Annotated in this window: 18 protein-coding genes; 9 read left to right on the top strand and 9 right to left on the bottom strand. The window is 43.4% G+C overall.

Going from position 1 to position 26,082, the window contains the following annotated elements; genetic code table 11:
• Nucleotides 1-53 precede the first annotated feature (53 nt).
• A complete protein-coding gene (locus tag H6550_05235; GenBank protein ID MCB9045526.1) occupies nucleotides 54-563 on the top strand; it encodes a hypothetical protein in 510 nt (169 codons plus the stop codon).
• 279 nt (nucleotides 564-842) lie between these two features.
• Here the strand turns inward: H6550_05235 and H6550_05240 are convergent, their stop codons facing one another.
• On the bottom strand, nucleotides 843-2,447 hold the full coding sequence (locus H6550_05240) for a hypothetical protein (protein MCB9045527.1): 1,605 nt from the start codon (nucleotides 2,445-2,447) through the stop codon (nucleotides 843-845).
• Between the two features lie 214 nt (nucleotides 2,448-2,661).
• On the opposite strand from H6550_05240, the gene H6550_05245 reads away from it, so the two are divergent.
• The 5 genes from H6550_05245 (at nucleotide 2,662) to H6550_05265 (ending at nucleotide 15,094) form a co-directional block, all read left to right on the top strand.
• Nucleotides 2,662-3,279 carry a hypothetical protein gene (locus H6550_05245; GenBank protein MCB9045528.1) on the top strand — a complete coding sequence of 206 codons (618 nt, stop codon included), beginning with the start codon at nucleotides 2,662-2,664 and terminating at the stop codon, nucleotides 3,277-3,279.
• 16 nt (nucleotides 3,280-3,295) lie between these two features.
• The gene (locus tag H6550_05250; GenBank protein ID MCB9045529.1) at nucleotides 3,296-3,619 is read left to right on the top strand and encodes a hypothetical protein; all 324 of its coding nucleotides are present in this window, start codon (nucleotides 3,296-3,298) and stop codon (nucleotides 3,617-3,619) included.
• Nucleotides 3,620-3,721: 102 nt separating this feature from the next.
• Nucleotides 3,722-4,789 carry an FAD-binding oxidoreductase gene (locus H6550_05255; GenBank protein MCB9045530.1) on the top strand — a complete coding sequence of 356 codons (1,068 nt, stop codon included), beginning with the start codon at nucleotides 3,722-3,724 and terminating at the stop codon, nucleotides 4,787-4,789.
• Between the two features lie 192 nt (nucleotides 4,790-4,981).
• On the top strand, nucleotides 4,982-11,092 hold the full coding sequence (locus H6550_05260; protein ID MCB9045531.1) for a T9SS type A sorting domain-containing protein: 6,111 nt from the start codon (nucleotides 4,982-4,984) through the stop codon (nucleotides 11,090-11,092).
• Nucleotides 11,093-11,218: 126 nt separating this feature from the next.
• Nucleotides 11,219-15,094, top strand: coding sequence for a PKD domain-containing protein (locus tag H6550_05265; GenBank protein ID MCB9045532.1), 3,876 nt, complete (start codon nucleotides 11,219-11,221; stop codon nucleotides 15,092-15,094).
• Nucleotides 15,095-15,141: 47 nt separating this feature from the next.
• On the opposite strand, the gene H6550_05270 is transcribed toward H6550_05265, so the two are convergent.
• The 7 genes from H6550_05270 to H6550_05300 all read right to left on the bottom strand — a co-directional run bounded on the left by H6550_05270 (nucleotide 15,142) and on the right by H6550_05300 (nucleotide 19,329).
• On the bottom strand, nucleotides 15,142-15,363 hold the full coding sequence (locus H6550_05270; GenBank protein MCB9045533.1) for a hypothetical protein: 222 nt from the start codon (nucleotides 15,361-15,363) through the stop codon (nucleotides 15,142-15,144).
• 17 nt (nucleotides 15,364-15,380) lie between these two features.
• The gene (locus tag H6550_05275; protein ID MCB9045534.1) at nucleotides 15,381-15,695 is read right to left on the bottom strand and encodes a rhodanese-like domain-containing protein; all 315 of its coding nucleotides are present in this window, start codon (nucleotides 15,693-15,695) and stop codon (nucleotides 15,381-15,383) included.
• A 6-nt stretch (nucleotides 15,696-15,701) separates the two neighbouring features.
• Entirely contained in the window at nucleotides 15,702-15,983 is a 282-nt protein-coding gene (locus tag H6550_05280) for a rhodanese-like domain-containing protein (protein ID MCB9045535.1), read from the bottom strand.
• Between the two features lie 18 nt (nucleotides 15,984-16,001).
• Entirely contained in the window at nucleotides 16,002-16,202 is a 201-nt protein-coding gene (locus tag H6550_05285) for a DUF2892 domain-containing protein (protein MCB9045536.1), read from the bottom strand.
• A gap of 65 nt (nucleotides 16,203-16,267) precedes the next feature.
• Nucleotides 16,268-16,825 (bottom strand): Crp/Fnr family transcriptional regulator, encoded by a 558-nt coding sequence (locus tag H6550_05290; GenBank protein ID MCB9045537.1) that lies wholly within the window; start codon nucleotides 16,823-16,825, stop codon nucleotides 16,268-16,270.
• A gap of 184 nt (nucleotides 16,826-17,009) precedes the next feature.
• On the bottom strand, nucleotides 17,010-17,702 hold the full coding sequence (locus H6550_05295) for a response regulator transcription factor (protein ID MCB9045538.1): 693 nt from the start codon (nucleotides 17,700-17,702) through the stop codon (nucleotides 17,010-17,012).
• A 1-nt stretch (nucleotide 17,703) separates the two neighbouring features.
• Nucleotides 17,704-19,329 (bottom strand): hypothetical protein, encoded by a 1,626-nt coding sequence (locus tag H6550_05300; protein ID MCB9045539.1) that lies wholly within the window; start codon nucleotides 19,327-19,329, stop codon nucleotides 17,704-17,706.
• Between the two features lie 127 nt (nucleotides 19,330-19,456).
• Here H6550_05300 and H6550_05305 point away from each other — a divergent pair, with 127 nt between their 5' ends.
• Genes H6550_05305 through H6550_05315 form a run of 3 tightly spaced genes read left to right on the top strand, consistent with a single transcriptional unit; the run spans nucleotide 19,457 to nucleotide 24,992 of the window.
• Nucleotides 19,457-20,203 (top strand): GLPGLI family protein, encoded by a 747-nt coding sequence (locus tag H6550_05305; protein ID MCB9045540.1) that lies wholly within the window; start codon nucleotides 19,457-19,459, stop codon nucleotides 20,201-20,203.
• 12 nt (nucleotides 20,204-20,215) lie between these two features.
• Nucleotides 20,216-22,990, top strand: coding sequence for an outer membrane beta-barrel protein (locus tag H6550_05310; GenBank protein MCB9045541.1), 2,775 nt, complete (start codon nucleotides 20,216-20,218; stop codon nucleotides 22,988-22,990).
• A 49-nt stretch (nucleotides 22,991-23,039) separates the two neighbouring features.
• A complete protein-coding gene (locus tag H6550_05315; protein MCB9045542.1) occupies nucleotides 23,040-24,992 on the top strand; it encodes a hypothetical protein in 1,953 nt (650 codons plus the stop codon).
• On the opposite strand, the gene H6550_05320 is transcribed toward H6550_05315, so the two are convergent.
• Nucleotides 24,993-26,081, bottom strand: a complete 1,089-nt coding sequence (locus H6550_05320) for a hypothetical protein (GenBank protein ID MCB9045543.1) — start codon at nucleotides 26,079-26,081, stop codon at nucleotides 24,993-24,995.
• Between the last annotated feature and the right edge of the window lies 1 nt (nucleotide 26,082).

Here is a 26,082-nt window from a genome sequence, read left to right on the forward strand (position 1 = left end):
TTTATACATTTTATATAGTACTGGGAGTATTTCTTTTACTATTTTAGCAGATAATGAGGTGGGTATTGACTTTATTACTAATGCTGCCCGTTGCGGTATATGCACAGACCGAGGATGAATTCTTGCCTGAGGTAAGCGCGCTGGTAATGGATAGCACAGAACAGGCAGTGCAAAAGTTTTGTAAAGATATCATGAGCAAAACAGTTGGCTACCAGCCTGCTTTTGTTGACAGGGAAAATGTAATGCTATCTAAATATTATTACGACAATAATAATTTCGAATCAATAAAATTGGAGTTCCAGTTCAGGGTAGAAGAGGTAGAAATGCCTGACAGTACGATCAGAAAGAGCAGGATCGTAAAACTCATGCGTATTACGGCTGAGCTGACAGCTATGACCAGTATATATAACTATATTTTCAATTCCACATACACACCCGAAAAGATAATGGCCATTAGCAGGTATGACAAGCCAGTGAGTTATAATGGCAAAACCTTCAACAGCACTATCGTATCTGACGAGTACAAAGCAGGGTATTGGATATTGAGTTTTTTTGAGTTGTAATAAAATAGTAGTTCGTTTATACTTCAGACACAATTTACATTGATTGATAATTGGGTGATTTTCCCCTGTTTTATATGATCATTGTGCGTTACCTTTGCTGTTCTGACATACCAAAATTATTAATACTATACAACCGGAACTACCTGGTTGTATATCTGTATAAAGAGGTTTGTTTGTTTTGTTTGATAGGGAAGCCTCTATTTTTGGGGGCTTCCCGCTTTTATTGAAAAGGGAATAAAAAAAACACCGTGGTGTCCGGTGTTTAAATAAATAAGCTTGTCAGCCTTCAGAAGTGTTCGTTTCGTGTGGCTCTTCATCACGTTGCTCTTCATCCGGGTTAGGCTGACTACCTGGATCTTCTAAAACAGGTTCGTCCGGCTGAATTTCTATCTGCAACTTTTCCAACGATACTATCGGCATTTTCCTTAATGTGAGCATTTTGTCATTGAAGCCAAAAGTTGCATAATCAATAGGCACCTGCTCCTGGGTAATTACGGTATTATCAGTAGCAAAGTCAGGTGGAATAGAAGTGCCTGCGAAAGCATAATCCCTGGCTGGTTTTGGTTCGCGATTCAACGGCATGCATATAGGCTCGATAGTATCGGGGTCCAGTCCTACATTCCTGAAACAAAATGAGGATACACCGTTCTTGTCAACGCTAGTATAAGCCATTACAGGATTGCCCGGCATTTGAGCAAAATATTTAAAATGTAACAAACCGGCATGTTGCATCCAGGTGCCGAAATCCAGTATGTTCGTTCCAGCGGCGTTGCCTGTGAATTTGATTATCTGTGGTTCTGACTTAATTACAGTAGCGTTCTTGAACGTACCATCCGGATCTTCGCCATCCAATTTGATCTTTACGGTTACAAAGTCGCCTAGCGTAACAGAACATCCTTTCTCAGTATTTTCTTTGCTAATCAGCTGGCCGGTAAGAATATACGATTGAGTTTCGTGTGACATAGTGCCACCGGAAAAAATAATAGAACTATTGCCTGATGCAAGTGTGCCACCAAGTGTGCTTTTTACGGCCTCTATTACCTGGCTGTATGGTACTTTCTTTACTTCATGCAGTGTACCGTCCATAGTTATCATCGACATAAATACACCGTCCGGTTGTTTCGTATAAGTGTTGTTTTTGTAATAGTAGCCGCCTGTATACCTCATACCTTCGCTGCCACTAAAGAACGTCGGGTAAACATTTGTTTCATTCATCGCTAGCACACTCTGTCCAATATCATCTCCTGCGTCGGGCTGAATGGTATGGAGTGTAAACGCATATTTACCTCCCTGGCCATTTTCTTTCCTGATTATCTCAAGACCCTCCATGGTACTTTTTGCACTTATGATATCCCATGTAGTACCCGATGCCGGATTAAATGACTTTTCCCATCTTGCTTTTAATTCAATATCAATATTTTCAATACTGTAGCCGCCTTTGCTATTTACAGTGAGTAAGATAAAGCCTTCATTGCCACTTAGCGGAATGAGCTCCTGTCCATTAGCTTTACTTGTTTTTTTCTTGTAAACAGCACCATTTGAAACCGTCATAAGGACATTCTCTTTTTTTGCTGCATCGTAAAAAGAAAGCAAATATCCCATACCGTTAAAGGCAGAGTGCTTTAATTCATATGTCTCGGGCAACTCCAATCTTATAGTTTTGTCTTCATTAAAACTATGGCTTTCAATTTGCCGGATGATAAAATTCTTTTTGCCTGATTTGTTGGTGGTGAAATAAGGTACATATACCATTTCTCCCATATTGCCACCTTTATACACACCCGAAAATTTATTTAGGTCTATACTATCTACCAGTATTTCCTGGGCATATGCCCGGCTAAATAGTGCAATCATTAAAACCAGCACAAGGGCTCTGTTTCTCATAAAATTGAAAATTTGAGTCTGCTAAAATAAAGCTAATTATACTTATAAATCATTGCACAGGCAAAAGAGGCAAGGATAAATTTGCGAAAAATATATTTAACGCGATGTTAAAATAAGTTAATCCTTTATGGGAAATGAAATGTTAAAGCATGCCCCTCTGGTTAAACGATGCAAGCAGTAGACAGTCTACTGAATAACTAAACTAGAGGTAAAAATGAAAAAGTATAGAAATGTCGCTGTGACTCTGATAGTAGTAATGATACTGCCATTTTTAAAGGCTGACGCTCAGTCACCGAGAACTACTGTAATAAATCGTACCTCATCTGCTCAGGGCAGAAATGGTGGTACTGTTGCAAGAACTATTGTTGTAAATAAACAACCTGCCAAACGGAAGGCATCACACATTGCAATACCTGCTCGAACAATTAACACTTTGCCGGGCAGAACGACTATTATTACACATCGTAGTATACCTTACTATTGCAACAGTGGCATGTATTACCGCAAAACGGCGGGAAGGTATATATTGACACCTGCACCGATAGGCCTGCGAATGCATGTATTACCGGTAGGTTACAGGAGTATAGTGGTTGGTCCTACTGTGTTATTCAATTTCGGAAGCACTTTCTATAGGCAGGATACCCGCACTAACGATTATGAAGTGGTGGCACCACCTGCTGGTGGTGTAATATATGATCTGCCTGATGGAGCACAGGAAATGACTGTTGGTGGGAAGATATATTATGAATATAATGGCACCTTGTACAAAAAAATAGAAACTGCTGATGGTTGGGCCTATGAGGTAGCTGGAGGCATTAATGATAATCAGTAATAAAAAAACAGTAGATATGAACAGAAAAATCTCAACAACCATTTTGGCCACACTATTGGTAATGTCAGTAAATACAGTATTTGCCCAACAAGGAGACAGGCCAAGGCCCGACCCGAAAACTATGTCGGCAAAAGCAGCAGAAAAACTTGAGTTTACAGATGTACAGAAAGCAAAGCTGGCAGCCCTGAACGAAAAATATCCTGGAGCTGATTATGACAGGAGAAAGTATCATGAGGAATTCAGAAAAATAATGACAGACGAACAGCGGGAAAAAGCGGATGCTATGCGTAAGGTGCACCGGCGGGATATGCGAGGCCATGACCAGGGTAACATGAAATAAAGAAAGACAGTTTTTTCATTAGGTGGGGTAAAAGTTCCCCTGCATTACGGAGGGGAACGTTTTTTTTATGTCCCTTCATGAATATCTCCTTTCTTTGCAACTGTGCAAACAGATTACCTGATAATCGGACAGGGAATATGCGGAACTTTTCTCAGTTGGAACCTGCTGAATGCTGGGAAGCAGGTTCTTGTGATAGATGATAACCGACCAGATACTGCCAGTAGAGTAGCCAGTGGCATCATCAACCCTGTTACAGGGAGACGGGTTGTTCGTACCTGGATGATCGAGGAGTTGTTGCCTTTTGCTATTGACGCTTACAGAACTTTTGGTGAGGAACTAGGAGCACCTATAGCCAGGGAAATAGATCTGCTGACTTTTCATAGCTCAGAGCAAATGAAAAGCGCCTGGCATGACAGGATAGCTGAAGGAGAGGATTATATTAGCTACGCCGGTAATTCAGAGGTGTATTCAGCATATTTTGAAACGGGATATGGAGTAGGGGTGACTGCACCCTGTATGCTGGTAGATGTTCAACTGATGATGAAACGCTGGCGTGAGGTTTTGAGCAAAAGGAATGCTATCCTTGAACAGTCATTTGAAATAGCTCATTGTATCGTTACTGATAAGGGGGTACAATATGGGGATATATATGCCGAAAAGTTGATCCTATGTAACGGTATTGATGGGTTTGACAATCAATACTTTGGAAAACTACCCTATACTCTGAACAAAGGCGAAGCGCTTCTGGCTCGCATCCCCGGACTGCCTCCCACCAATATCTACAAGCAGGCAGTAAGTATTGTGCCCGTTGAGGGCGACCTGTTTTGGATAGGTTCTTCGTTTGAGTGGGAATTTGAGCATGACCGTCCTACCGAGGCCTTTCGCCAAAAAACAGAATCAATTCTAAAAAAATGGTTGAAGTTGCCATATTCCATAGAAGATCACCGAGCTGCAATACGTCCTGCCAGTCTTGAGAGGCGTCCATTTGTCGGGATGCACCCCTTGTGCCCTAATGTCGGCATTTTTAATGGTATGGGTACGAAAGGATGCTCATTAGCACCTTATTTCTCCGCTCAACTTACGGCTCATTTATTAAAAAATGATAAAATAGATATTAATGCAGATGTGCAGCGCTTTAACAAGTTGTTAACAATTGGAGGCGGACGTTAATAAATGATTGTTTTTCTGTTAAACCAACACAGGAATTAATATTTTAATGTATATAAACTTGTTAGTACGTAGGATATGATTGTAAAAATAATATAAGAAATACGATGTTCTATGAAAAAAAAATGCAATTTTTACAGTCCAATTACTTTGTAAATGTTTTGTTAATAGTCAATCTGAGTTAATTATTTTTTTATGGAAAAGCAATTACTATCAACCACACACATGCACCGGTATCTAAACTATTTTTCCTGTTTTGTACTGATGTTCTTTATTTCGATCAAGGCGTTTGCGATACCGCCATCCATCACAGCGCAACCTGCTAATACTTCTGCCTGTGCTCCTGCTACTATAGCCTTTGTAGTGAATGCGAGTAACACGACAAGTTATCAATGGCAGGTAAATGACGGCGGCGGGTTCGTCAACGTAGTTAATGGAGGTGTATATTCAGGAGCTACTACTAATGTATTGCACCTGAACAGTGCGCCTGCTAGTATGGACGGCTACCTTTACAGGTGTATCGCTACAGGACCCGACGCGCCTGCAGCGATATCAAACAGCGCCACACTGAATGTGTATACACAGGCTGTGATTACAACAGAACCGGCAATATCCACTACAGTTTGTGACGGAGACAATGTAAACTATACGGTAACAGCCACAGGTTCCGGTCTGTCTTACCAATGGTACACGTATGTTAGCGGTAGCGCTGTGCCAATTACCAACGGAGGTATCTATTCCGGCGCTACTACAGCCACTCTTACTATCACAGGTATCACTACCGGTGTCAATACTACAACTTACCAGTACCACTGTATTGTAACCGGTACCTGTAACCTGGATGCTACCAATACACTGTTGCTGAATGTAAAAGCGAAGCCGACAATTACCAGCAATCCTGTTAACGTTACTGTGTGTTCAGGAGATGATGCATCTTTCGAGGTATCGGCCACAGGACCTAACCGTACATTTCAGTGGCAGGTGTCATATAATGGTGTTAACTGGGCAAACCTGACCAACAGTGGTGGTTATTCTAATGTCACTACTTCTAAAATGACGGTGACATCAATACCTTCCATGCATGGTTCAAAATACCGTTGTGTTGTCAGTGCGGATTGCCCGCCACAGGCTATATCAGCGTTTGCAACGTTGAGTGTTAATAATACACTTAATATTACTACTCAGCCGGTTAATTCGACTATTTGTCCGGGTACAGGAGCTTCGTTTTTTGTAACTGCTACTGGCACAAATCTTAGCTATCAATGGCAGGTGCTACCTGGTGGTGCAGGTACCTGGACGAACTTGGCTAATGCAGGTATTTATAGTGGAGTGACTACAAATATCCTGCACCTGACAAACGTCACCGCGGCTTACAACAATAACTGGTACAGGTGTGTTGTTAATGGAGATTGTTCTCCGGCAACACCATCTAATCCGGGAGTGCTCACTTTATATAGTCCTGTTGTGATCACCGGCCAACCCGCAGTGTCCAGTACCATATGCAGCGGAGGTAATAAAACCTATACAGTAACGGCTACAGGATCGGGTCTTACCTACCAGTGGTACAGAAAAAATGGTGCAAGCAATGATCCGATAACTAATGGTGGTATCTATTCCGGTGCTACAACACCAACATTACAGATCACTGGTATTACTACCGGTTCATCAGCAAGTACATATCAATATCACTGTATTGTTACAGGTACGTGTAACATAGCATCAACGAATACGCTGTTGCTCAATGTAAATGCACTGCCTGCAGTTGTAACAGACCCTATAGATGAAACAACATGTTCAGGAAATGACGCGTTTTTTGATGTTTCTGCTACCGGTACTAACCTGACTTACCAGTGGCAGGTATCGTACAACAGCGGCAACTGGGCAAATCTGACTAATACCGGAGGGTATGTGAATGTAACAACGCCTAATATGAAAGTAACTACTTCACAATCATTAAACGGTACAAAATATCGTTGTGTTGTTAGTGGCGCCTGTACACCGCCCGATACATCGGCAAGTGCATTACTTACCATATATGCTCCGCTCACCATTACTTCGCAACCGGGTAATGACACTATATGCCCGGGAGGATCCACATCGTTCAGGGTATTGGCAACCGGGGGATCCGGACTTACCTATCAGTGGCAGGTGAGCACTAATGGAGGTAGCAACTGGAATAACGTAACCAATGGTGGCGTGTATGCTAATGCTACGACGAATATGCTGGGCGTTTCCAATGTGACAACCGGTATGAATAACTACCTGTATCGCTGCCTGATTGACGAATTGTGTTCACCTGTACTTATTTCAGGTTCAGGTAGGCTGAATGTATATAACCCTGCAGTAATTACTGCGGAGCCACCGAAAAATACTACGATTTGCAGTGGCGGTAACGTGGTGTATGGTGTGAAGGCAACAGGTGCCGGCCTGAGCTATCAGTGGTATGTTCATAATGGTTTAACCAATATACCTTTGACCAATGGTGGTATCTACTCAGGTGCTACGACTGATACATTAAGGATAACGGGGATAACGGCAGCACCATCAGCGGCTACAAAAGAATATCACTGCCTGGTAACAGGTACATGTAATACGGCTTCTACACAAACATTGATACTAAATATTAATGCACTGCCGGCGATAACTTCAAATCCGGTGAACGATACAGCTTGCGCAGGTAATGACGCATCATTTGCCATAACAGAAACAGGAACGGGAACTACCTATCAATGGCAGGTTTCATACAATGGTACTACATGGACGAACCTTGCTAATACGGGGGGGTATACCAATGTAACTACCAGGGAGATGAAAGTAACTACCATAAACGGTATGGACGGCTCGATGTATCGTTGCGTTGTAAGCGGCACATGCACTCCGCCTGCAATTTCCGCATCTGCAAAGCTGAAAGTATATAGCCCATTGGCTATCATAACCCAGCCAAGCAATGAAGGTGTTTGCCCGGGGGGGTCTACTGCTTTTGTTGTAGTAGCAGACGGTACCGATCTTACTTACCAATGGCAGGTACATAATGGCACAAACTGGACAAACCTGACCAACACAGGAGTATATTCAGGTGCTACTACGTCTGTGTTAACGTTAAGCAATCTTACTCCTGCTAATAATAACGGAAGATACAGGTGTATTGTAAACGGTAAATGTTCTTTGCCGACCACATCGGGAGAAGGTCACCTGGATGTGTATACACCGGTTGCTATTACCAACTCAGGTTCAATACCTGTAAATACAACGATATGCAGCGGTGGCAGTATGAGTTATACTGTTAATGTAACTGGCTCCAATCCAACCTACCAGTGGTATGTAAACAATGGAACTGGTTATGTGCCGGTTGCCAACGGGGGTATTTATTCAGGTGCAACTTCTGCTACACTATATATTTCAGGCATTACAACAAACGTAACGGCAACTACACGTCATTATCACTGTATAGTAACAGGTCCTTGCAATACAGCATCAACCAACACGCTGCACCTTACTATAAATGCATTGCCTGTTATTACATCACAACCGGTTAACAGCACTATATGCGAAGGTGGTTCTGCTAATTACAGTATTACAGCTACAGGAACAGCCATATCTTACCAATGGCAATTCCACAATGGTACTGCATGGACGAACATTACCAATGGAGGTATTTATTCTAATGCAACAACTAATACACTTGCGATAGTAGGTGCGGGAGCTTCGCTGAATAATACGCCTTATCGTTGCGTCGTATCAGGCGCTTGTACGCCTCCGGTAAGTTCAGCCTCAGCACGGTTATATATCAACACCGCGCCTGTAGTGATACAGAGCCCTTATTCAAGTACCATTTGTTCAGGTGATAATACTTCATTTACTATAGCTGCTATAGGCACCGCGCCCACTTATCAGTGGCAGGTTGATAATGGTAGCGGCTGGATGAATGTTACAAATGGTGGTATCTATTCAAATGCTACTACTGCAACTTTGAACCTGACAGCAGTAACTACCGCTGTAAACGGTTACAAATACCGTTGCGTGGTATCGGGTACATGTTCGCCAACTGCAACATCGGCAGCTGGTACGCTCACCGTTAACCAACCTACAGTGATAACGGCTAACCCGGTAGATAAAACGATATGTGAAAATCAGACAGCGTCGTTTGAGGTAGCTGCAACAGGGAAAACACTGACCTATCAATGGCAGGAGTTTAATGGCAGCAGCTGGGCTAATATAGCTAACGCAGGCAGCTACTCCGGTGCTAATACCAATAAATTGGTTATGGTTTACATAGGCGCATCAAAGAATGGCTATAAATATAGGTGTATCGTTGGTGGTGCTTGTGCTCCTTTGTCTGTTACGTCAGCAGAAGCAGTTCTGACCGTTAATTCATATGTGGTTATTACGACTCAACCTTCTTCAACTGCTGTGTGTAGTGGTGGTAATACGTCACTGAGTGTGTCTGCAACCGGTACTGGTATCAGCTACCAGTGGTATGGTTATAATGGTACATCATTCCAGCCTCTGAGCAATACGGGCAATTACTCGGGTGTTACTACTGCGACGTTAGGTATCAGCGGACTGACAGCTACTACAACCGCGACATACACTTACTATTGCCGACTGATTGGCGCCTGCAATTCGTTATCTACCAACACTACGATCATAACGGTCAATACACTTCCGGTAGTAACGTCTAGTCCTGCTAATGTAACAGTTTGTGATTCTTCAGATAATATCACTTTCTCTGCAGCCGGTACAGGTACCGGACTGACCTACCAATGGCAGGAAGACAACGGAACTGGGTGGACCAACCTGAGCAATGGTACCAATGTTGCAGGTGCCACAACAAATACATTGCTGTTGAAAAAGGTATCCGTAGCAATGAGTGCCAACCAATATCGTTGTGTGTTGAGTGGTACATGTTCGCCTGGCGCTACTTCAGGTGCTGCTACCTTAACTGTAAATCCATTAGTGGTTCCGTCAGTAAGTATTTCTGCAAGCGCAACCAATATATGTGCCGGTACGCTGGTGACATGTACAGCCACACCGGTAAATGGAGGAGCCACTCCGACATATCAATGGACCGTAAAAGGAGTAAACGTAGGTACAAACAATGCTGCTTATACTACTACATCACTGGCAGACCTTGACTATGTGGCTTGTAATATGGTTACCAGTCATGCTTGCCCTACACGTACCGATGTGAACAGTAATGTGGTAACAATGCATGTAACATCTTACCAAACTCCGACTGCTACTGTAATGTCGGTAGCGGGCGACACAGTTTGTTCAGGTATTATGGACACGTTTAACGTCACTACTACCTATGGGGGAGCAGCGCCTACCTATCAATGGCAGGTGAATGGTGTGGATGTAGCCAGTACAAGCAACAGCTATGCAACAGATAGCCTGAAGAACGGTGATGCAGTGCGTTGTATCCTGACCAGCAATTTTATGTGTCCTACATCTGCTACTGTCAGCAGTAACAACGTAGATATGGTGGTTAACCAGACAACATTGGCTACCGTGTCAATTGCTGGTTCTGCAGATACAAATGTTTGTGACGGCAAAATGGTGACATTTACGGCTGCAGGTACTAACGGAGGAGCATCTCCTGCATACCAGTGGATAAGGAATGGTAAAGACTTGTTTGGAGAAACCAACCAAACATACTCTGTGGCCAACCTGCAAAGCAATGATGTTTTAGCTTGTCGTTATACCAGCAGTGCTGAGTGTGTGTTCCCGGTAGAAAGTGATACGTTACATATAACAGTTGATCAGCCGGTAGCTGCCACGGTAGACCTGAAAGTGTCTTACAACGGAAACAACAGCTATACATTTACGGCAATACCTGTAAATGGTGGTACAAGCCCTACCTATCAGTGGGATCTGAATGGTACGACGGTACAAGGTGTTACAGGCCCTGTTTATACGACAGATCAACTGATAGTAACCGATAAGATACGTGTGATGATGACCAGCAGTCATCCGTGTGTTATTTCACAGAATGTGTTCAGTCGCAGGGTGACAACGGGTATCGGTGGACAGGAAAGCCTGGTAGGCGACCTGAAACTGTACCCTAACCCGAACAATGGTAAGTTCATTATTTCAGGTGAATATGAAGGTGTGGGTATTGAAACCGCTAAGATAACTATCGTAAATGCAATGGGCCAACTGATACATACATCTGAAGCACAGATCATCTCAGGTAAACTGCAACATGAAGTGAGCCTGAACGGTGACCCTGCATCAGGAATGTACATGATGCGCATTGAGCTGAATGGTAAACAAGATATCAGGAGGTTCACAATAACTAAGTAATAACAGTTATAAAGAGTTGATAAAGATGCCCTTGCAGTACTGCAAGGGCATCTTGGTTTAAGAGTATAGCTGTAAGAATGATGTATGGTGAAAATACGTTAACTTAGAGTAGGTAAATTATACAAAGTGTCGTCTAAAACCCTCATTATATGGCTGTCGGGTTTGCTTTGCCTGCCCTTTATTGTATGGGCGGGTGAGGGAGGCGAACTTGATTTCGTGCCTAACAGAGGGCAATGGGCAGAACCTGTGGTATACAAAGCAGGTGTGCAGGGTGGGTATGTCTATTTTACTAAACACGGTTTCAGGTACAGCTTCTACAGTACTGCCGATATGCAGCGTATACACGACCATGCGAACGATACTTCTTATACGGACGAGACCATTTCTTGCCATGCATATGATGTGTTGTTTACAGGTAGTAATCAGCCTGTAATTGACGGGAATGATGCGCGAAGTTATTATCACAATTATTTTTTGGGGAATGATCCTGGCAGGTGGGCTTCTGAAGTGCCGGTTTATAGTGCTGTAACTTATGCCGGGCTGTATGATAATATTGATATGCGTGTATACAGCAAAGGTACATCTCTGAAATATGATATGGTGGTACACCCCGGGGGCAGAACGCAGGATATACGTATGACATTCGATGGTGTTACTCCATATTTGGATAACCGCGGTCAACTGCAGATAGTAACTACCGTAAATACAGTTACAGAGCAGGCCCCATTTGCCTACCAGGTGGTCAATAACAGGCAAGTTGCCGTCAGGTGTGATTTTGTTTTGTCAGGCAACGAGGTCTCATTCTCATTTCCGGATGGTTATGACCGCACTGCAGATCTGGTAGTGGATCCGGCATTGATATTTGCAACCTACACAGGCTCAACTGGCGACCTTTGGGCATATTGTGCTACCTATGACCTGTACGGCAATTTCTACTCCTCGTCCGAGGCCTATGCACCCGGTTTCCCCGTTTCTTTAGGGGCTTTCCAGGCCAGCTACCTATACCACGACATCGCTATAAACAAATATGATGTAACCGGCAGCTCACTACTATATTCTACCTATTGCGGCGGAACTTATAAAGAACACACCACTGCAATGATTGTAAATAATAATAATGAATTAGTTATTTCTGGACAAACCTATTCCAGCGATTTCCCGGTGACAAATGGGGCGTATGATATGAGCTTTAATGCTGACTCGATGCGAAGCGATATATTCGTCACTGTTTTCAATACCAATGGCACAGGCCTTGTAGGCTCAACCTTTATAGGCGGTTCGGGAACAGACGGAATAGCTCCATATGCATTTCATGACAACGACCAGAACAAAAGCGGTTTGAGTGTTGACCCGCAGGACAACATTTATGTAGGTGCAACTACTTTTTCAAAGGATTTCCCTGTAACACCCGGGGCTGTTATTTCATCACCCGGCTCCTCATATGATGGGGTTGTGTTCAAACTTTCGCGCACTTGCGGTCACTTGTATTACAGTACTTACCTGGGTGGCGATCACCAGGATTGTATTTATGATTGTAAATATGCAGGCAATGGCAAACTGGTAGTTTGTGGCCGATCCATCAGTACAGACTTCCCCTTGTCTAGTAATGCATACTCAGATTCTGGCAATGCTTTTGTTACGATACTTAATAGTACAGGCACTGCTGTGGTTGCCTCAACACGGCTGGGTAATTACTCTGAGAGTGCGTTGAAGGTGAGCCTGGACGAAATGGACAAAGTGTTTGTGTGCGGTAATAATGATACGAACTTTATCATTCATAATGCTACATTCTATCAGCCCAAAGGAAAGATATTTATTGCTAAACTCATGCCCGACCTGGACTCGCTGATACTGAGTACCAAGATAGTGAACACTCCTAAACCAGGTGTAACCGGTTTTGTGAATATTTGTGGCGACATGGTTGGCTCGGTGTATGTAAAAGACTCCAGCAACCTGCCTTTGACTGCAAATGCCTATCAATCAGATTTTGCGGTGTATTATTTCTTCCATATCAGCCCGGCAATGGATTCGCTTATTTACGCAACCTATTATGGTGTACCACACGACCTGGGAGGGCACACACATGGTAGCAGCGCAATAGATACAACAGGGGTCATATGGATGTCATCTTGTAACCAGGCTTCAAAACACCTGATAAGTGGTACCTCGGGTAGTTATTGTCCCAACAGCAAGAGCAGGCCTTTTTTAGACAACGACCACCTGAGTGTGAAGTTTGACATGGATGTACTGGCTGTAAAACCAATAGCTGAAGGTAATGTTATCGACTCCTCGTGCATGCATACCGATGTGTATTTTCACAACCTGTCGCGGTATTCATATAGCTGGCTGTGGCGTTTTGGAGATGGTGATTCAAGCTTTGTGAAGAACCCGGTACATAAGTATGATAGCTCGGGTACATTCATCGTAACCTTAGAGGCATATAATCCATACTCATGCAAAGTAGTAGATATTTTACTTGATACCATATACATAGACAGCATAGAAATAAATGCGAAACTATATGCTAAGGATACGGCCTGCCTGCACGAAAAAGTATCTATGTATAATTACTCTACCAATGCACAGACATACTATTGGCAGTTTGGTGATGGGGATACTTCAACGGCCATAAACCCGGTACATGTTTATAACAAAGGTGGTACTTTCAGGATAATGTTGGTGGCCTACAACCCGGACCTATGTAATTCGATCGATACAGTTTACAGGAATATTACAATAGATGATACCGATCCGGGGGCTGCTTTTAGTACCAGCAGAACCATAGCATGTGTTGATATGCCCATACAGTTTCAGAATAGTTCAGCAAGGGCAGTAACCTTTTACTGGGACTTTGGAGATGGTAACAGCTCGCAGTTACAGAACCCTGCACATAGCTACAATACCTGGGGCATACAGAATGCCATGCTGATAGCAACGAATACAGCACTCTGCGTGCCGAACGATACGGCATATGTACCTGTTGAAATAAAGGAACCATTGAGAATAGAACTGGCCGATAGTTTTATTTGCAGCGACAGTATTACAGACTGGGGTGTAAAATTGATACACGCCAACCAGTATGTTACCTATAAATGGGAGCCTGCCAATGCCATCCTTTCTGCATCTGATGGGCAGTACGTTACCGTAAATCCGAAAATATCCACTAAGTATTTTATTACGGTAAGCGATTCCATAACGGGATTATGCAGCCATGTGCGTCGCGACACAGGCAACCTTATTATTGTACCATATCCTTCGGAGACCTATGCTTTTGCCAATACACCTTTGTGCGAACACGATACACTAAGGCTGGAAGCTGGCAGTAACTCAGGTATGCAGGGCCTGGTATACAACTGGACCGGCCCGCAAAGTTTCCAGGAGGGTGGTCAGCATGTAGCACGCACCTCGCTGAACCGTACTCACAGCGGTATTTATACGGTGGGTATAGATAACCAGGGATGTACCGTATTTGAAGAGGTAGAAGTATTAGTTAAGCCTGCCCCGCAGGTAAAAGCCAGTAGCAATAGCCCGTTGCTGACAGGCCGGGAGTTGAAGTTGTATATGGAATCCGACATGACACCTGACTCGTTAGAGTGGGGCGGGCCGGATAATTTCTTTTCTACGGATTCCTCCCCTGTCATATCGCCGGTTACACTCGCGGCAATAGGTACCTATACACTTAAGGTGATGGTAAATGGTTGTATTGGCGGAGCTATAACTCATGTGTCGGTAGATGAGCCGGATAGCCAGTATATACGGTTGTATCCTAACCCCAACAACGGAACATTTTATTTAGAGGGTAGGGGCCACAATGAGCAACAGGTAAAAATACTGATACTCAACTCCATAGGTCAGCGCTTGTACTATACGACAGCTACTACAGAGAAAAAGAATTTCAGGAAGAAGATAGTATTGCCGGCAGTTTCTGAGGGCATGTATATGCTGTATATGCTTATGGATGGTGAGTACTGGCCGATACCGTTTATAATAGCAGGAAAGTGATGCATTGATGCACCACTTTCCCGGTTAATGTTTGTTTTGCGATAAAATTATTTCAATTGCTGCTCGTCCGTTGTTTTGCGGGGAGGAGGCACATACGCACATACTCCTGAAGCACATCCGAAATTGAATATTCCCATCGAAGCGAAGTACACGCCGAAAAGGATCACGAAGTATTGTTTCGTCATTATGGCTTGTCCTATCACGAATGCTCCCATACCTATGTACATAAGCCTTCTGAAATTCCACCCTTTCAGTATTCTGTCCTTCATAAATTGGTATTGATTTTTTATCTCAGTTTGCTTTGCAGGCTCATCCAGCCACCACCATTATGCACTTCGGTAAATCCGTTTGACTTCAATATACCTCTTGCAGAAGAACTACGCATACCAGATGCACAACAAGTGATAACCGCTTTATCTTTCTTGATTTTTTTCAGGTTAGCCTGCAACTCATTCAGCGGTATATTTACACTGCCTTTAATATGGCCACCTGCATACTCCTGGCGGGTGCGCACGTCAATGATCTGTGCGCCGTTCTTTGTCAGCTCCGCAAAGTCTACTGCAGGGCCGCTGCTGAATAATTTTTTTAGTATCTGTATCATGCTTTATTAATTGTTTTTCCAATAGTTCACATCTGTCCAGCCACCGCCGTTGTATACGTTGCTGAAACCCTGTCCTTGCAATAGTTGGGTTGCAATACCACTGCGTCCACCACTTGCGCAACATAAAACTATGTTGCCTGTTTGTTGCTTCAGCTCACTGATGCGACCAGGTAATTCCTGCAATGGGATGTTGATAGAATCAGCCACACTACCACCACTGAACTCCATAGGAGAGCGTACGTCGATAATAACAGTACCTTCCTGCTTGATGATTTCTTTAATGCTCATATTACTTGTATTGATTAGTTATTTTTTCTTTGTACTGATCTTGAATGGGTAATATAATGGGCAGAAACCGGCGAAGCTGGTCAGTAAAAATATGGCAGATACTGCCAGTAATATTATTGCACTAGTACCTGTGACAGCGCCCGTGAAATATAATACCCCGATAATGATAGCTGCAACTATTCTTATCAGCTTGTCAATATTACCCATGTTACTATTCATGATCTATTCGTTTTTAAGAACAGGACAAAAGTAACATGGAACCTCAGCCTGAAGGGTAACATTGGTTACATATCCTTCAGTATCTTTATCTGGTTACGGTAGAGGAGTAATTTATTGTCATTTTCCAGTTTTTTCAGCAGGCGGGATATAACCACCCTACTGCTGGCCAGTTCGTTGGCTATTTCCTGGTGCGACAGGTTGAGCAGGCTGGAGCCTGTGGCTTTTACCTTTTCTTTCAGGTAATTCACTAATCTGTCGTCCAGCTTCTGGAAGGCGATCTGGTCGATAGTATTAAGTAGTTCATTGAAGCGTACGCGTATAGTGCGCATCACAAAATTCTTCCACGATGGGTATTTAACCAGCCAACTATCCATTACAGATACAGGTACAGCCATAAAGGTCACATCGTCTTCGGCAACGGCTTTTATCTCGCTGATGCTGTGCTCCATACAGCAGGTAAAGGTCATGGCACAGCTTTCGTTAGCGTTCACGTAATAAAGCAAAAGTTCATGTCCTTCGTCGTCTTCCCTCAACACTTTCACAGAACCCTCAATGATAATTGGTATCTGCCTGATGGTTTGTCCATAGTCCAGGATAGTGCTCCCTGCAGGTACGGAATGCATTTGTGCTGTTTCATGTATCTCCTTTACCAGCGCACGCTCAAATAATGCTTCAAAATCTTGTAATGTGTTGCTCACTATGTCTGTTTATGAGATAAAAATACAAAATAGCGGCGCAAATAGGATGCTTGTTATTGTAGATATGTCTATCAGGTTTCTTTATTTGAAAAGGGAAAGGTTTAAGAGGTTATTTGACCACGAAACGGTAGCCAATACCTTTGAGTGTGATGATCTCCACGGCATCCTCGTCTTTTAAATGACCACGAAGCTTGCGTATATATACGTCCAGGTTGCGGCTGTTGAAAAAGGAATCATCGCCCCAAACGGCATTGAGGAGTTGTTTTCGTTCAATGGTTTTGTTACGGTGTGCTGATAATTGTCCCAGTACCTGAGACTCTCTGTTGGATAGTTTGATAACCGAACCATTTTTATGCAGTTCGTATAATGCAGGATAGAATTTTGTATGCCCCAGTATTATTTCTTCATCTATTGTGTCGGTAGTACCGGTGTGGATACCTTTTATTCTCAATTGATTTTCTATACGTACCATCAGTTCTTCCATGCTGAACGGCTTTTTCAGATAGTCCGTTCCCCCCGAGGCAAACCCTTTGATAATATCGGCGGTTTGGGTTTTGGCCGTCAGGAAGATAACAGGCAAGTGCGGGTAATGTTGGTGAATGTAGCTGCCTATTGAAAAGCCGTCTTTGTTAGGGAGCATCACATCCAGTATGCAAATGTCAGGATTAAAACGCTCGAGGTATTCATCAATACGGGTGCCTTCTGTAAGGTGTAATACTTCGTAGTTCTTAAGCTCAAGTGTTTCCTTTACAATTTTTGCCAGGAACTTTTCGTCTTCTACATATAATATCTTCGTTTTCATGCTACCTGCCTTTGTAGAATTGTAGTGAGAAATGTGCTCCTGTTGATGAATCATGCAGCCGCGCCACACCGTTGTGCAGCTGCATCACTTGCTGTACATAGCTCAGCCCCAGCCCGTACCCCTGCACGTTGTGCTCATCGCCTTTGGGTACTCTGAAAAATTTATCGAACACCTGCCCGGCATATGCTGCAGGTATGCCCGGGCCATCGTCCCGTATATCTATGCGCACACCTGCATCGCTTGCGGTAACCAGTATTTGTATATGTACAGTTGCAGTGCTGTATTTAAGACTGTTGTCGATGATATTGAGTAGAGCTCCCTGCACATGTAGTTTGTCAACATTGATAAAGAAGTCGCTGCCATCTTTCTTTATTGCTATCTCGGCGTTATTTTGTTCCAGTCTTATTTTCAGTAATTCAATTGTTTCCTTTGTCAGCTCTGCTATGTCTGTCAACTCGCGTTGTATGGTTATTTTGCCCTGCTCCATAAGCGAAGTATTCAGCGCTTTGCTGATGAGCATTTCCAGGCGCTGAGTCTCCAGTTTGGCCATATGAATATATTCCAGTGCTTTTTGCGGATCATTCATCACGCCAAAGTCGTCCAATGCTTCCAGTGCTACTTTCACAGTTGCCACAGGTGTTTTCAGCTCATGCGACATATTGCTGATAAGGCCGTTCTTCATGTCGTTCAGCCTTATTTGCCTTTTAATATTCTTGTATGTGACCATGAAAGAAAGGAGAACAAAAATGATCAGCAGGACTGAGAACAATAGCTGTGGTAATATTTTTTGGATCAGGTACCAGTTGTAGCCTGTGATAGCAACAGTTCCTTTATTACCATAGTTGTCGTAGTCGATGAGTATGGTTTCTCCGGTATTTTTGTTGATTGTGTCATCTTTCCAGCTTAGCCGCATATGTGGGTTGCGGATGGCCAACCCCTTGGCAAATTCGTCGCGAACCAATGCAGAATCAGTAAACTCAAGGCGTAACGACAATGCAGAAATGCTGTCTTTAAAAGCAGACTTCATCAGAGAACGAAGACCACTTGTGACAAGCATAACTACAGAGGAGTCAAATTTCAATTTGATGTTCGGTTTTGTTGCTAGGTCAGGTAGATTTGAAATACCATATCCTGCACTATCGTCTTTCCCGGATAAGATTATTGATTGTTCTATTTGAAGATCACTATCATTAAACCTGAGATTAGTATTAGTATATGACCGGGTTAGTTTTATTTTCCTCGGACGTCCACTTGCCAGGCCATCAAGGGCTTTTAATTTCCCGGAGATCGCTTTTTGAATGCTGTCTACATCAACAGAATCATGGATAGAGTTGGAGATATAGATTTTTTGTCCTTTGAAAGAAAAGACACTATCGTTGAGCCTGAAGGGAGAGGTGGCACTGTCTTTGTTATTCCCCAACACAACCGGGGCAATGTATTTCTCAAAAATAACAGAGTCAGTAACTTCTTTTTGAGCACGATCCAGGTCGCCTGCAAGTTCTTTCTGCAATAGTTCACGCTCATCATTATACTGGCTGTTTAGCCAGTATACAACGAATGCTGACAGCAGCATAATGCTTGCAACCATCAGTATGCGCGTCCATATCAAACCTGCTTTGTTATTCATCGATACAAAAGTAATCATTGCCGTCTCAAAGCTTCGCAGCTATTAACATTAATTAACCTTAATTGGCCGGATGTTAACCGTGTCTGAAGAGTGCTCCGAATAATTTTGTGATATAAAATTCGTACACATGAGACAATTCATCTTATTATTTACAGTATTGTTGGCTGCTACAGCACAGGCTCAGCAAAGTGGTACCATTACCTACGAAGAACGTATAGAACTGAACATAGAACTGGAGGGCGAAATGGCACAGTTTGCAGCTATGCTTCCCAAAGAGCGGAAGCACGATAAGCTACTCTATTTTACAAAAAGCGCATCGTTGTATAAGAACGGGGAGCAGCCAAAAGAAGATAATGCCAGCATGAACAACAACGGCATGCAGATCAATTTTAATGTTACAGAGCCGGATAACATGCTGTATAAAGACCTTAAAGAAGGAACAACCACAGAGCAAAAAGAATTCATGGGCAGGGAATTTCTCATCAATGGGAGCATGAAAAAATATACCTGGAAAATGACTGGGAAACAAAAAGAGATCGCGGGTTACCCTTGCCAGGAAGCTACAACTATACGGGAGGAAGATACGGTTACAGCATGGTTCACTCCTGCTATACCTATATCTACAGGGCCGGGTACCCTGGGCAATTTACCGGGGATGATACTGGAAGCTCACATAGGTAACATGCTGCACATTACTACAAAGAAGATCGAATTAGGAGAGGTAGACAAGTCGTTGTTGTCTAAACCTAAGAACGGTAAGAAAGTAACTGCTGAAAAATTTGATGAGATAGTTGCGGAAAAAACGAAAGATATGAAAGAACAATACGGCGATGCGGGAGGGGCTCGTATCATGATCCGCAGCGAAGTACACTAAAAAAACTACACTATGTTTAGACAATTCTTACTGTTTGTATCTGCAATATTGCTGACGTTGGGTACAACTGCCCAAACGCAGAATCTGAAAGGGATAGTCATGGATGGTCAGGGTAAGCCTATGAAATTTGCAACGGTCTCGTTGCTGAACCCGGATGATTCAACACTGATGTTTTTTGGCATCAGTAATGAATCGGGAATATTTGAAATAAAGAATACCTCTAAAGGGAGCTACCTGTTGCAGGCGGCTATGCTGGGATATAAAACCTATTACAGGAAAATTCAACAACCGGTTGCCAACAGCGACCTGGGACCGATAATACTTGACCAGTTCGATGTGCAACAGATGAAAGGTGTAGAGATAACCGCAGAGAGGATACCCTTGTTAATAAAAAAAGATACCGTTGAGTATGACGCTGCGGCATTCAAAACCAAACCGGATGCTAATACGGAAGACCTGCTGAAGAAGATGCCGGGTATTGAAGTAGACAGGGCAGGTAATATAAAAGCACAGGGTGAGAGTGTGAATAAAGTATTTGTAGATGGTAAAGAGTTTTTTGGTAATGACCCTAAGGTGGCTACACGCAATCTGCCTGCTGATGCTATCAAAAAAGTACAGGTGTTCGACAAAAAGTCTGATATGACTGAGTTTACGGGTGTTGACGACGGCAGCCGTGAACGTACTATCAACCTGATGCTGAAAGACGGTAAGAAACAAGGCTACTTTGGCGATGTGACCGCCGGAGGTGGTACGGACAGTCGGTACAAAGCAGCAGGTAAACTATATCGTTTCCGGCCCGAAAGCCAGTTTGCTGTTTTGGGTATGACCAACAATATCAATCGTTCAGGGTTCAGTTTCAGCGACTATCTTAACTTCAGTGGAGGATTGCAGAGTCTGATGAGCGGAGGTGGAGGTAGCATCAACCTGGAGTTAAATGCCAATGACAACCTGCCGGTCGATTTCGGTCAGCCTTTAACAGGCCTTGTTACATCAGGTGCGGCGGGTGTCAATTACAGTTACCAACTGGCGAAGAACAGGAGCATGAGTATAAGTTACCTGGGCAATGGCGCAAACAAGAAACTAAATGAGAATAGCTGGTCGAAAAACTATACGTCGGAGCAGGAATATATTACTAATGGTACTAACGACCAGGTAACTGATAATTTTGCACATCGTCTGAACCTTAATGTCCGCAATGATATGGACTCCTTCACGCAGTTGACATTTTCAGCAGGTGGCGAGTTGTCTGACAACAGGTTTAACAGCATAGATACATCCGCTTCAAAAGTGGCAGATGTGCTGGTTAATACACAAACAGGAACCACATATCAAACAACACATTCAATAAGCAGCAAAGGAAGTGCTTCACTCACACACAGGTCGCATACAGGGAAGACTGTCTGGAACCTTAGCGGAAATGCAGATTACAAAAAGAATGCTACAGATAATGAATGGGAAAACCTGACTGCTTTCTTAGGGCAGGGACAGAACATCAGCAGCAACTTTTTCCGTAACGATAAGGTTTATACCTACAGTTATTCAGCAAAAGGTTCCTGGTCGCGTGCACTAGGTAAGGGGTATTTCATTGAGCCGCGCGTAGAAGGTGGCAGCAATGTGGGTAGCATGCAGCGTTCACAAGGATTACCTCCCGCCGAAACAAATGTGATAGACTCGCTTAGTCCTGATTTTAATACGAGCTATACCTATCTGCGCCCCGGTATACATTTCAAAAAAGGAACTGCAAAAGTGCAATACAACGCAGCATTGTGTTATGAACAAGGCTGGCTGAATCAAACACTGAACAATAGTGCTTTGCCCGTAAGAACTATGGGTTATGTTCTTCCTTCCTTTTCCTGGCGTAACGAGTATGCTACAGCAAAGCATATAAGCTTCAGCTACAACACGGCCGTGCAAGCGCCTACGTACAACCAATTGCTCTCAGTGCCTTCTTTCTCAGGTCCTTTGAATACTTCAACAGGAAATTCTGCATTGAGACCGGAGTACAGTCATTCAGCCCGCATAGGCTGGATGTTGTACGACCAGTTCAGCTTCACCAGTCTGTTCGTCAACCTGAATGGTACATATACGCACGATAAGATAAACCGTTCTGTTACTGTAGCTAATAACCTGGCACAATACAACTCACTGGTGAATGTAGCGGATGATTATACTGCTGGTGGAGGTGTACAGTTTGGCAGGCCGGTAAGTAAACTGGGTATTAAACTGAATACAGGCTTCAACGAGCGTTTTAACCGTGGTATAACGTTAGTCAATAGTGTGCAGAATATCACCACATCATTCCAACACGAATTCAGGCTCGGCATCAGCAACAAGAAAAAAGAACATTGGGATGCTGAACTGGGGGGTAATGTTAGCCTTACAGACACAAAATATGCTCTGCAACGGTCATTGAACAATGTGTATTATAACACCGGTGGGTATTTTGAAATAAGTTACCGTCCTGATGATCACTGGTATTTTATGCTGGCTGCCGATGTGACAAGATACAATGCCCGCAGCTTCAATGAGGCTGTTACCATACCGCTGGTACGTTCTGAAGTATCCTGGTATTTCCTGAAGGGGAATCGCGGGGTACTTACATTAGACGGGTTCGACCTGTTGAAAGGCAATAAAGGTCTGCAGCGGATCAGCCAACAGAACTACATCGGAGAGGTGCGTTCCAATATCATAGGACAGTATTTCATGCTTAGCTTTAAATACAGGCTCAATAAGGTGGCTAAAAAGTCAGCCAATGTGTTTGATGATATAGATATCAGGATACATTAACAAGGTGGCTATTGTCAGGTAGCAGGACATTCGCTATTTTACAAATTCTATGAAGCATGTCTTTGTTACCCTGGCCCTCTGGCTTTCATTTTGGTCTGCTCATGCAATAGCTGTCGATACGACCAATGGTTGTACCGCACCTGCAAAAGTATCAGGCGATGCCCGCACTCTGGCGCAATACCTCTGCGATGCTATGCTGAGCGACAGCATGAAAGCTAATATGATATACAACTGGATCACCCATAATATTGAGTATGACATCAAAGGAGCAAAAGACCCGGAAAGAGCGCCTTCAACAGTACAGTCCGTACTACGGGACAAAAAGGCTGTTTGCGATGGCTATGCTATTTTGTTTGTAGAGATGTGTAAAGCCGTAGGACTGGATGCAGTATGTGTGGACGGATATGCCAAAGACTGGAAATTTGATAACAATGATACCTTCTATATTCCGCGCCATGAATGGTGTGCTGTTATGATAGACCGTCGCTGGGAATTGGTAGATCCTACTTTTGGTGCCGGAGGTATTACGAGGGCTCCGGGATGGTTCCGCTCTCAGTTGAACAGGTTTACTAAAGAGAAGATCAGATATTCAAAGAAAGAGGTCTTCGAATTTCATTACGAACCTGACTATTTCCTGATGTCACCGGCAGATTTTCGTCATACTCACCTTCCGTCCGATCCGCTTTGGCAGTTGATGAAAGTACCCATGCCCATAACTGTTTTTCAACAGGGAGATACTGCTATTAACGAATTCAATACAGAGAATGGTGCACGTATACACCGTAGTCCCGAACTGGAATACATTGCCCGGCTTAATGAACCGCAGAAACTGGTAGAGTATTCTGATCGTGCATACAAGTTCAATCCCCGCTATGATATGGTCATGGCGATGAAAGAGCAGATAATCGCCGCAGAAGCATTGGCAAAATACGCTTCAAGGAGAAATATTCCGCCAAGACATACATTTGAAGAAGCCTATAAAGGGATCGTGCAGGCCGGAGAATATCTTGAACGGCAGAAAGCATATATACCCGGACAATATAATGAATTGAAACGCAGGAATATCGACAAGAATAAGGCTGCTAATGACAGGATTAGAGATATAAGAGTACACAACAAACAACTGACAGCCCAGTGTCGTATGCGCAAGGCCACAGCCGACAGGAAAAAAGACGCACTGAACAATAAACAGGACAGGGCAGATATATTACTGGAAAAGATAACTCCCGATAAGATAGACAGTTTAAAAACAATATCTATACAAAGAGACCTGAACAGTCCGATGATGGTCACACTTTCTGACTCGATCAAAGCCAAACAGGCAAGATTGAAAAAGGCTAATTTTGAAACCATTGAGAAGATGCAGGCTATTACTCTCCTGCAGGAAGAGAACAAGGCTTTGAATGAAGTGCTGTCGCATATCATACCATTGTCTGATACGGTACTAACTGCCGAAACAGAACTCAGGCTCAATTTCAGGGATAGCTATGATGACAATGTTAAGCTCTGTATCAAGGTGTTTAACCAACTCCGTTTTGAAGAAGGAGATACAGTACAGCATAGGTACCTGGATAATTTTGATACATTGGTAGTGTATTATGAAGACCTGTTGAAAATATACCTGCAACAGGCGGACCTCTACCGCAGTTCGTTGAGAGATATGGAGCAGTTCCGTCGCTGGAATAACTCAAGAGAAGACATCGTAGCATCCTATCATTATGCCTGCAAAGGTTACACCGATGCCATCAACCAATACCAGCAGAATATGAACGTGTACAGCAATTACCTGGCTGATAACGGTAATGCTTTCGAGACCATGATGAAGATGTACGAGGATGAGCTGGATCTGCTGGACAGAATGGCCGAAGGTGAGACCGCGCGCAAAGAAGCCGAAGAGACAGACCTCAACGAAGACCGTACCTTTGACGAAAGAGAATTGGAAAACAAGCAACAAACTATTAGCAAAATGAAGGACCAGCTTACAGAGATACTCAGCAGGTAATTACATCAGCGATATAGTTATACCGGGTTCATCTTTTTTAGCTGGGTAACGAGTGTCGTAATGATATTTCTTTTGTTTCGCAACATCATCCCACATGTCATTTTGTTCCGTTTTATAGTTGAAATACAATTGCAGATCCGGGCCGTTATGCTTCAATAGCTTGGCAATGGTCTGCTCGTCAGGGTGCTTGTACCTTTTACCATCCGACGAAAAGAGCATGTTCTTGCAATCTATCTTTATCATCAGGCTGTCGAGCGTACTTTTTTTACTGCCATGATGTGCCAGTTTCCATGCATCAAGCTGTAGTTTGTCTGCATCATTTTTTTCAAGTATCGGCTCTATTACCTGCAACAGGTAGTCTGTGATGGCATCTGCTGCAAACAGGCAACTCTTCCCTCCGTACTTGCCAATAAAGGCAATACTACTTCCATTGGCCGGGCTGGTGTCTCCTTTGGATTTTGCATCCTGCATCTTTTCTATGCTCATGCCTCCCAGCAGATCGTCAATGGGCTGGTCGTACCGTTTGTCCTCGTCAAATCTCTGTTCTATCAATGCGCGGTCTCCTATCTTTTCAGCTACTTCTTTTTCCCATACAGGCAATAGTTTCTGTAATGCTTCCTTCACGGGACTCAATAGTGTCAGTTCCATTCCACCCGGTAGTTGTATGACAGGTGGGGCATCAATTTCTTTTACATATACTGTCTTGCCACCAAAGCTTTTATTGTGTGGTATCTTATGCCTGTTGATAGCTACACTCAAGTATTCACCCTGCAACGCACCCAGAAGTTCCGCGTCCTCAAAAGGTTTTATCTCATTCCATCCGTTGAACCACACTTCATTTATCGCAAACGGTAGCTTATCTCTGTTCAGTAAGGTTACTATACCGTCTATATGGTCTATGTCAACATGGCTGATAACGAGCAATTCCAGTTCTTCAAGACCGGGCGCTACATGTTGTATACCGTTTATCAGTTCGTCAAAATTAAAATACGGCCCTCCGTCTATCAGTATATACTTTGGGTCGTGCTCATTATACTCTATCAATATTGAATCACCGAAGCTGGCAGGTAACAGGTGAATGTTATACATA

The sequence above is a fragment of the Chitinophagales bacterium genome, assembly GCA_020636495.1.
Taxonomy (GTDB): domain Bacteria; phylum Bacteroidota; class Bacteroidia; order Chitinophagales; family Chitinophagaceae; genus UBA5543.

What these genes read in the sequence shown, in the direction of transcription:
- H6550_05315 (MCB9045542.1), top strand. Translation starts at nt 23,040, where the DNA reads ATGAAGCATGTCTTTGTTACCCTGGCCCTCTGGCTTTCATTTTGGTCT.
- H6550_05285 (MCB9045536.1), bottom strand. Translation starts at nt 16,202, where the DNA reads ATGAATAGTAACATGGGTAATATTGACAAGCTGATAAGAATAGTTGCA.
- H6550_05245 (MCB9045528.1), top strand. Translation starts at nt 2,662, where the DNA reads ATGAAAAAGTATAGAAATGTCGCTGTGACTCTGATAGTAGTAATGATA.
- H6550_05240 (MCB9045527.1), bottom strand. Translation starts at nt 2,447, where the DNA reads ATGAGAAACAGAGCCCTTGTGCTGGTTTTAATGATTGCACTATTTAGC.
- H6550_05270 (MCB9045533.1), bottom strand. Translation starts at nt 15,363, where the DNA reads ATGAAGGACAGAATACTGAAAGGGTGGAATTTCAGAAGGCTTATGTAC.
- H6550_05320 (MCB9045543.1), bottom strand. Translation starts at nt 26,081, where the DNA reads ATGTATAACATTCACCTGTTACCTGCCAGCTTCGGTGATTCAATATTG.
- H6550_05300 (MCB9045539.1), bottom strand. Translation starts at nt 19,329, where the DNA reads ATGAATAACAAAGCAGGTTTGATATGGACGCGCATACTGATGGTTGCA.
- H6550_05275 (MCB9045534.1), bottom strand. Translation starts at nt 15,695, where the DNA reads ATGATACAGATACTAAAAAAATTATTCAGCAGCGGCCCTGCAGTAGAC.
- H6550_05235 (MCB9045526.1), top strand. Translation starts at nt 54, where the DNA reads ATGAGGTGGGTATTGACTTTATTACTAATGCTGCCCGTTGCGGTATAT.
- H6550_05305 (MCB9045540.1), top strand. Translation starts at nt 19,457, where the DNA reads ATGAGACAATTCATCTTATTATTTACAGTATTGTTGGCTGCTACAGCA.
- H6550_05295 (MCB9045538.1), bottom strand. Translation starts at nt 17,702, where the DNA reads ATGAAAACGAAGATATTATATGTAGAAGACGAAAAGTTCCTGGCAAAA.
- H6550_05280 (MCB9045535.1), bottom strand. Translation starts at nt 15,983, where the DNA reads ATGAGCATTAAAGAAATCATCAAGCAGGAAGGTACTGTTATTATCGAC.
- H6550_05310 (MCB9045541.1), top strand. Translation starts at nt 20,216, where the DNA reads ATGTTTAGACAATTCTTACTGTTTGTATCTGCAATATTGCTGACGTTG.
- H6550_05290 (MCB9045537.1), bottom strand. Translation starts at nt 16,825, where the DNA reads ATGCATTCCGTACCTGCAGGGAGCACTATCCTGGACTATGGACAAACC.
- H6550_05250 (MCB9045529.1), top strand. Translation starts at nt 3,296, where the DNA reads ATGAACAGAAAAATCTCAACAACCATTTTGGCCACACTATTGGTAATG.
- H6550_05260 (MCB9045531.1), top strand. Translation starts at nt 4,982, where the DNA reads ATGGAAAAGCAATTACTATCAACCACACACATGCACCGGTATCTAAAC.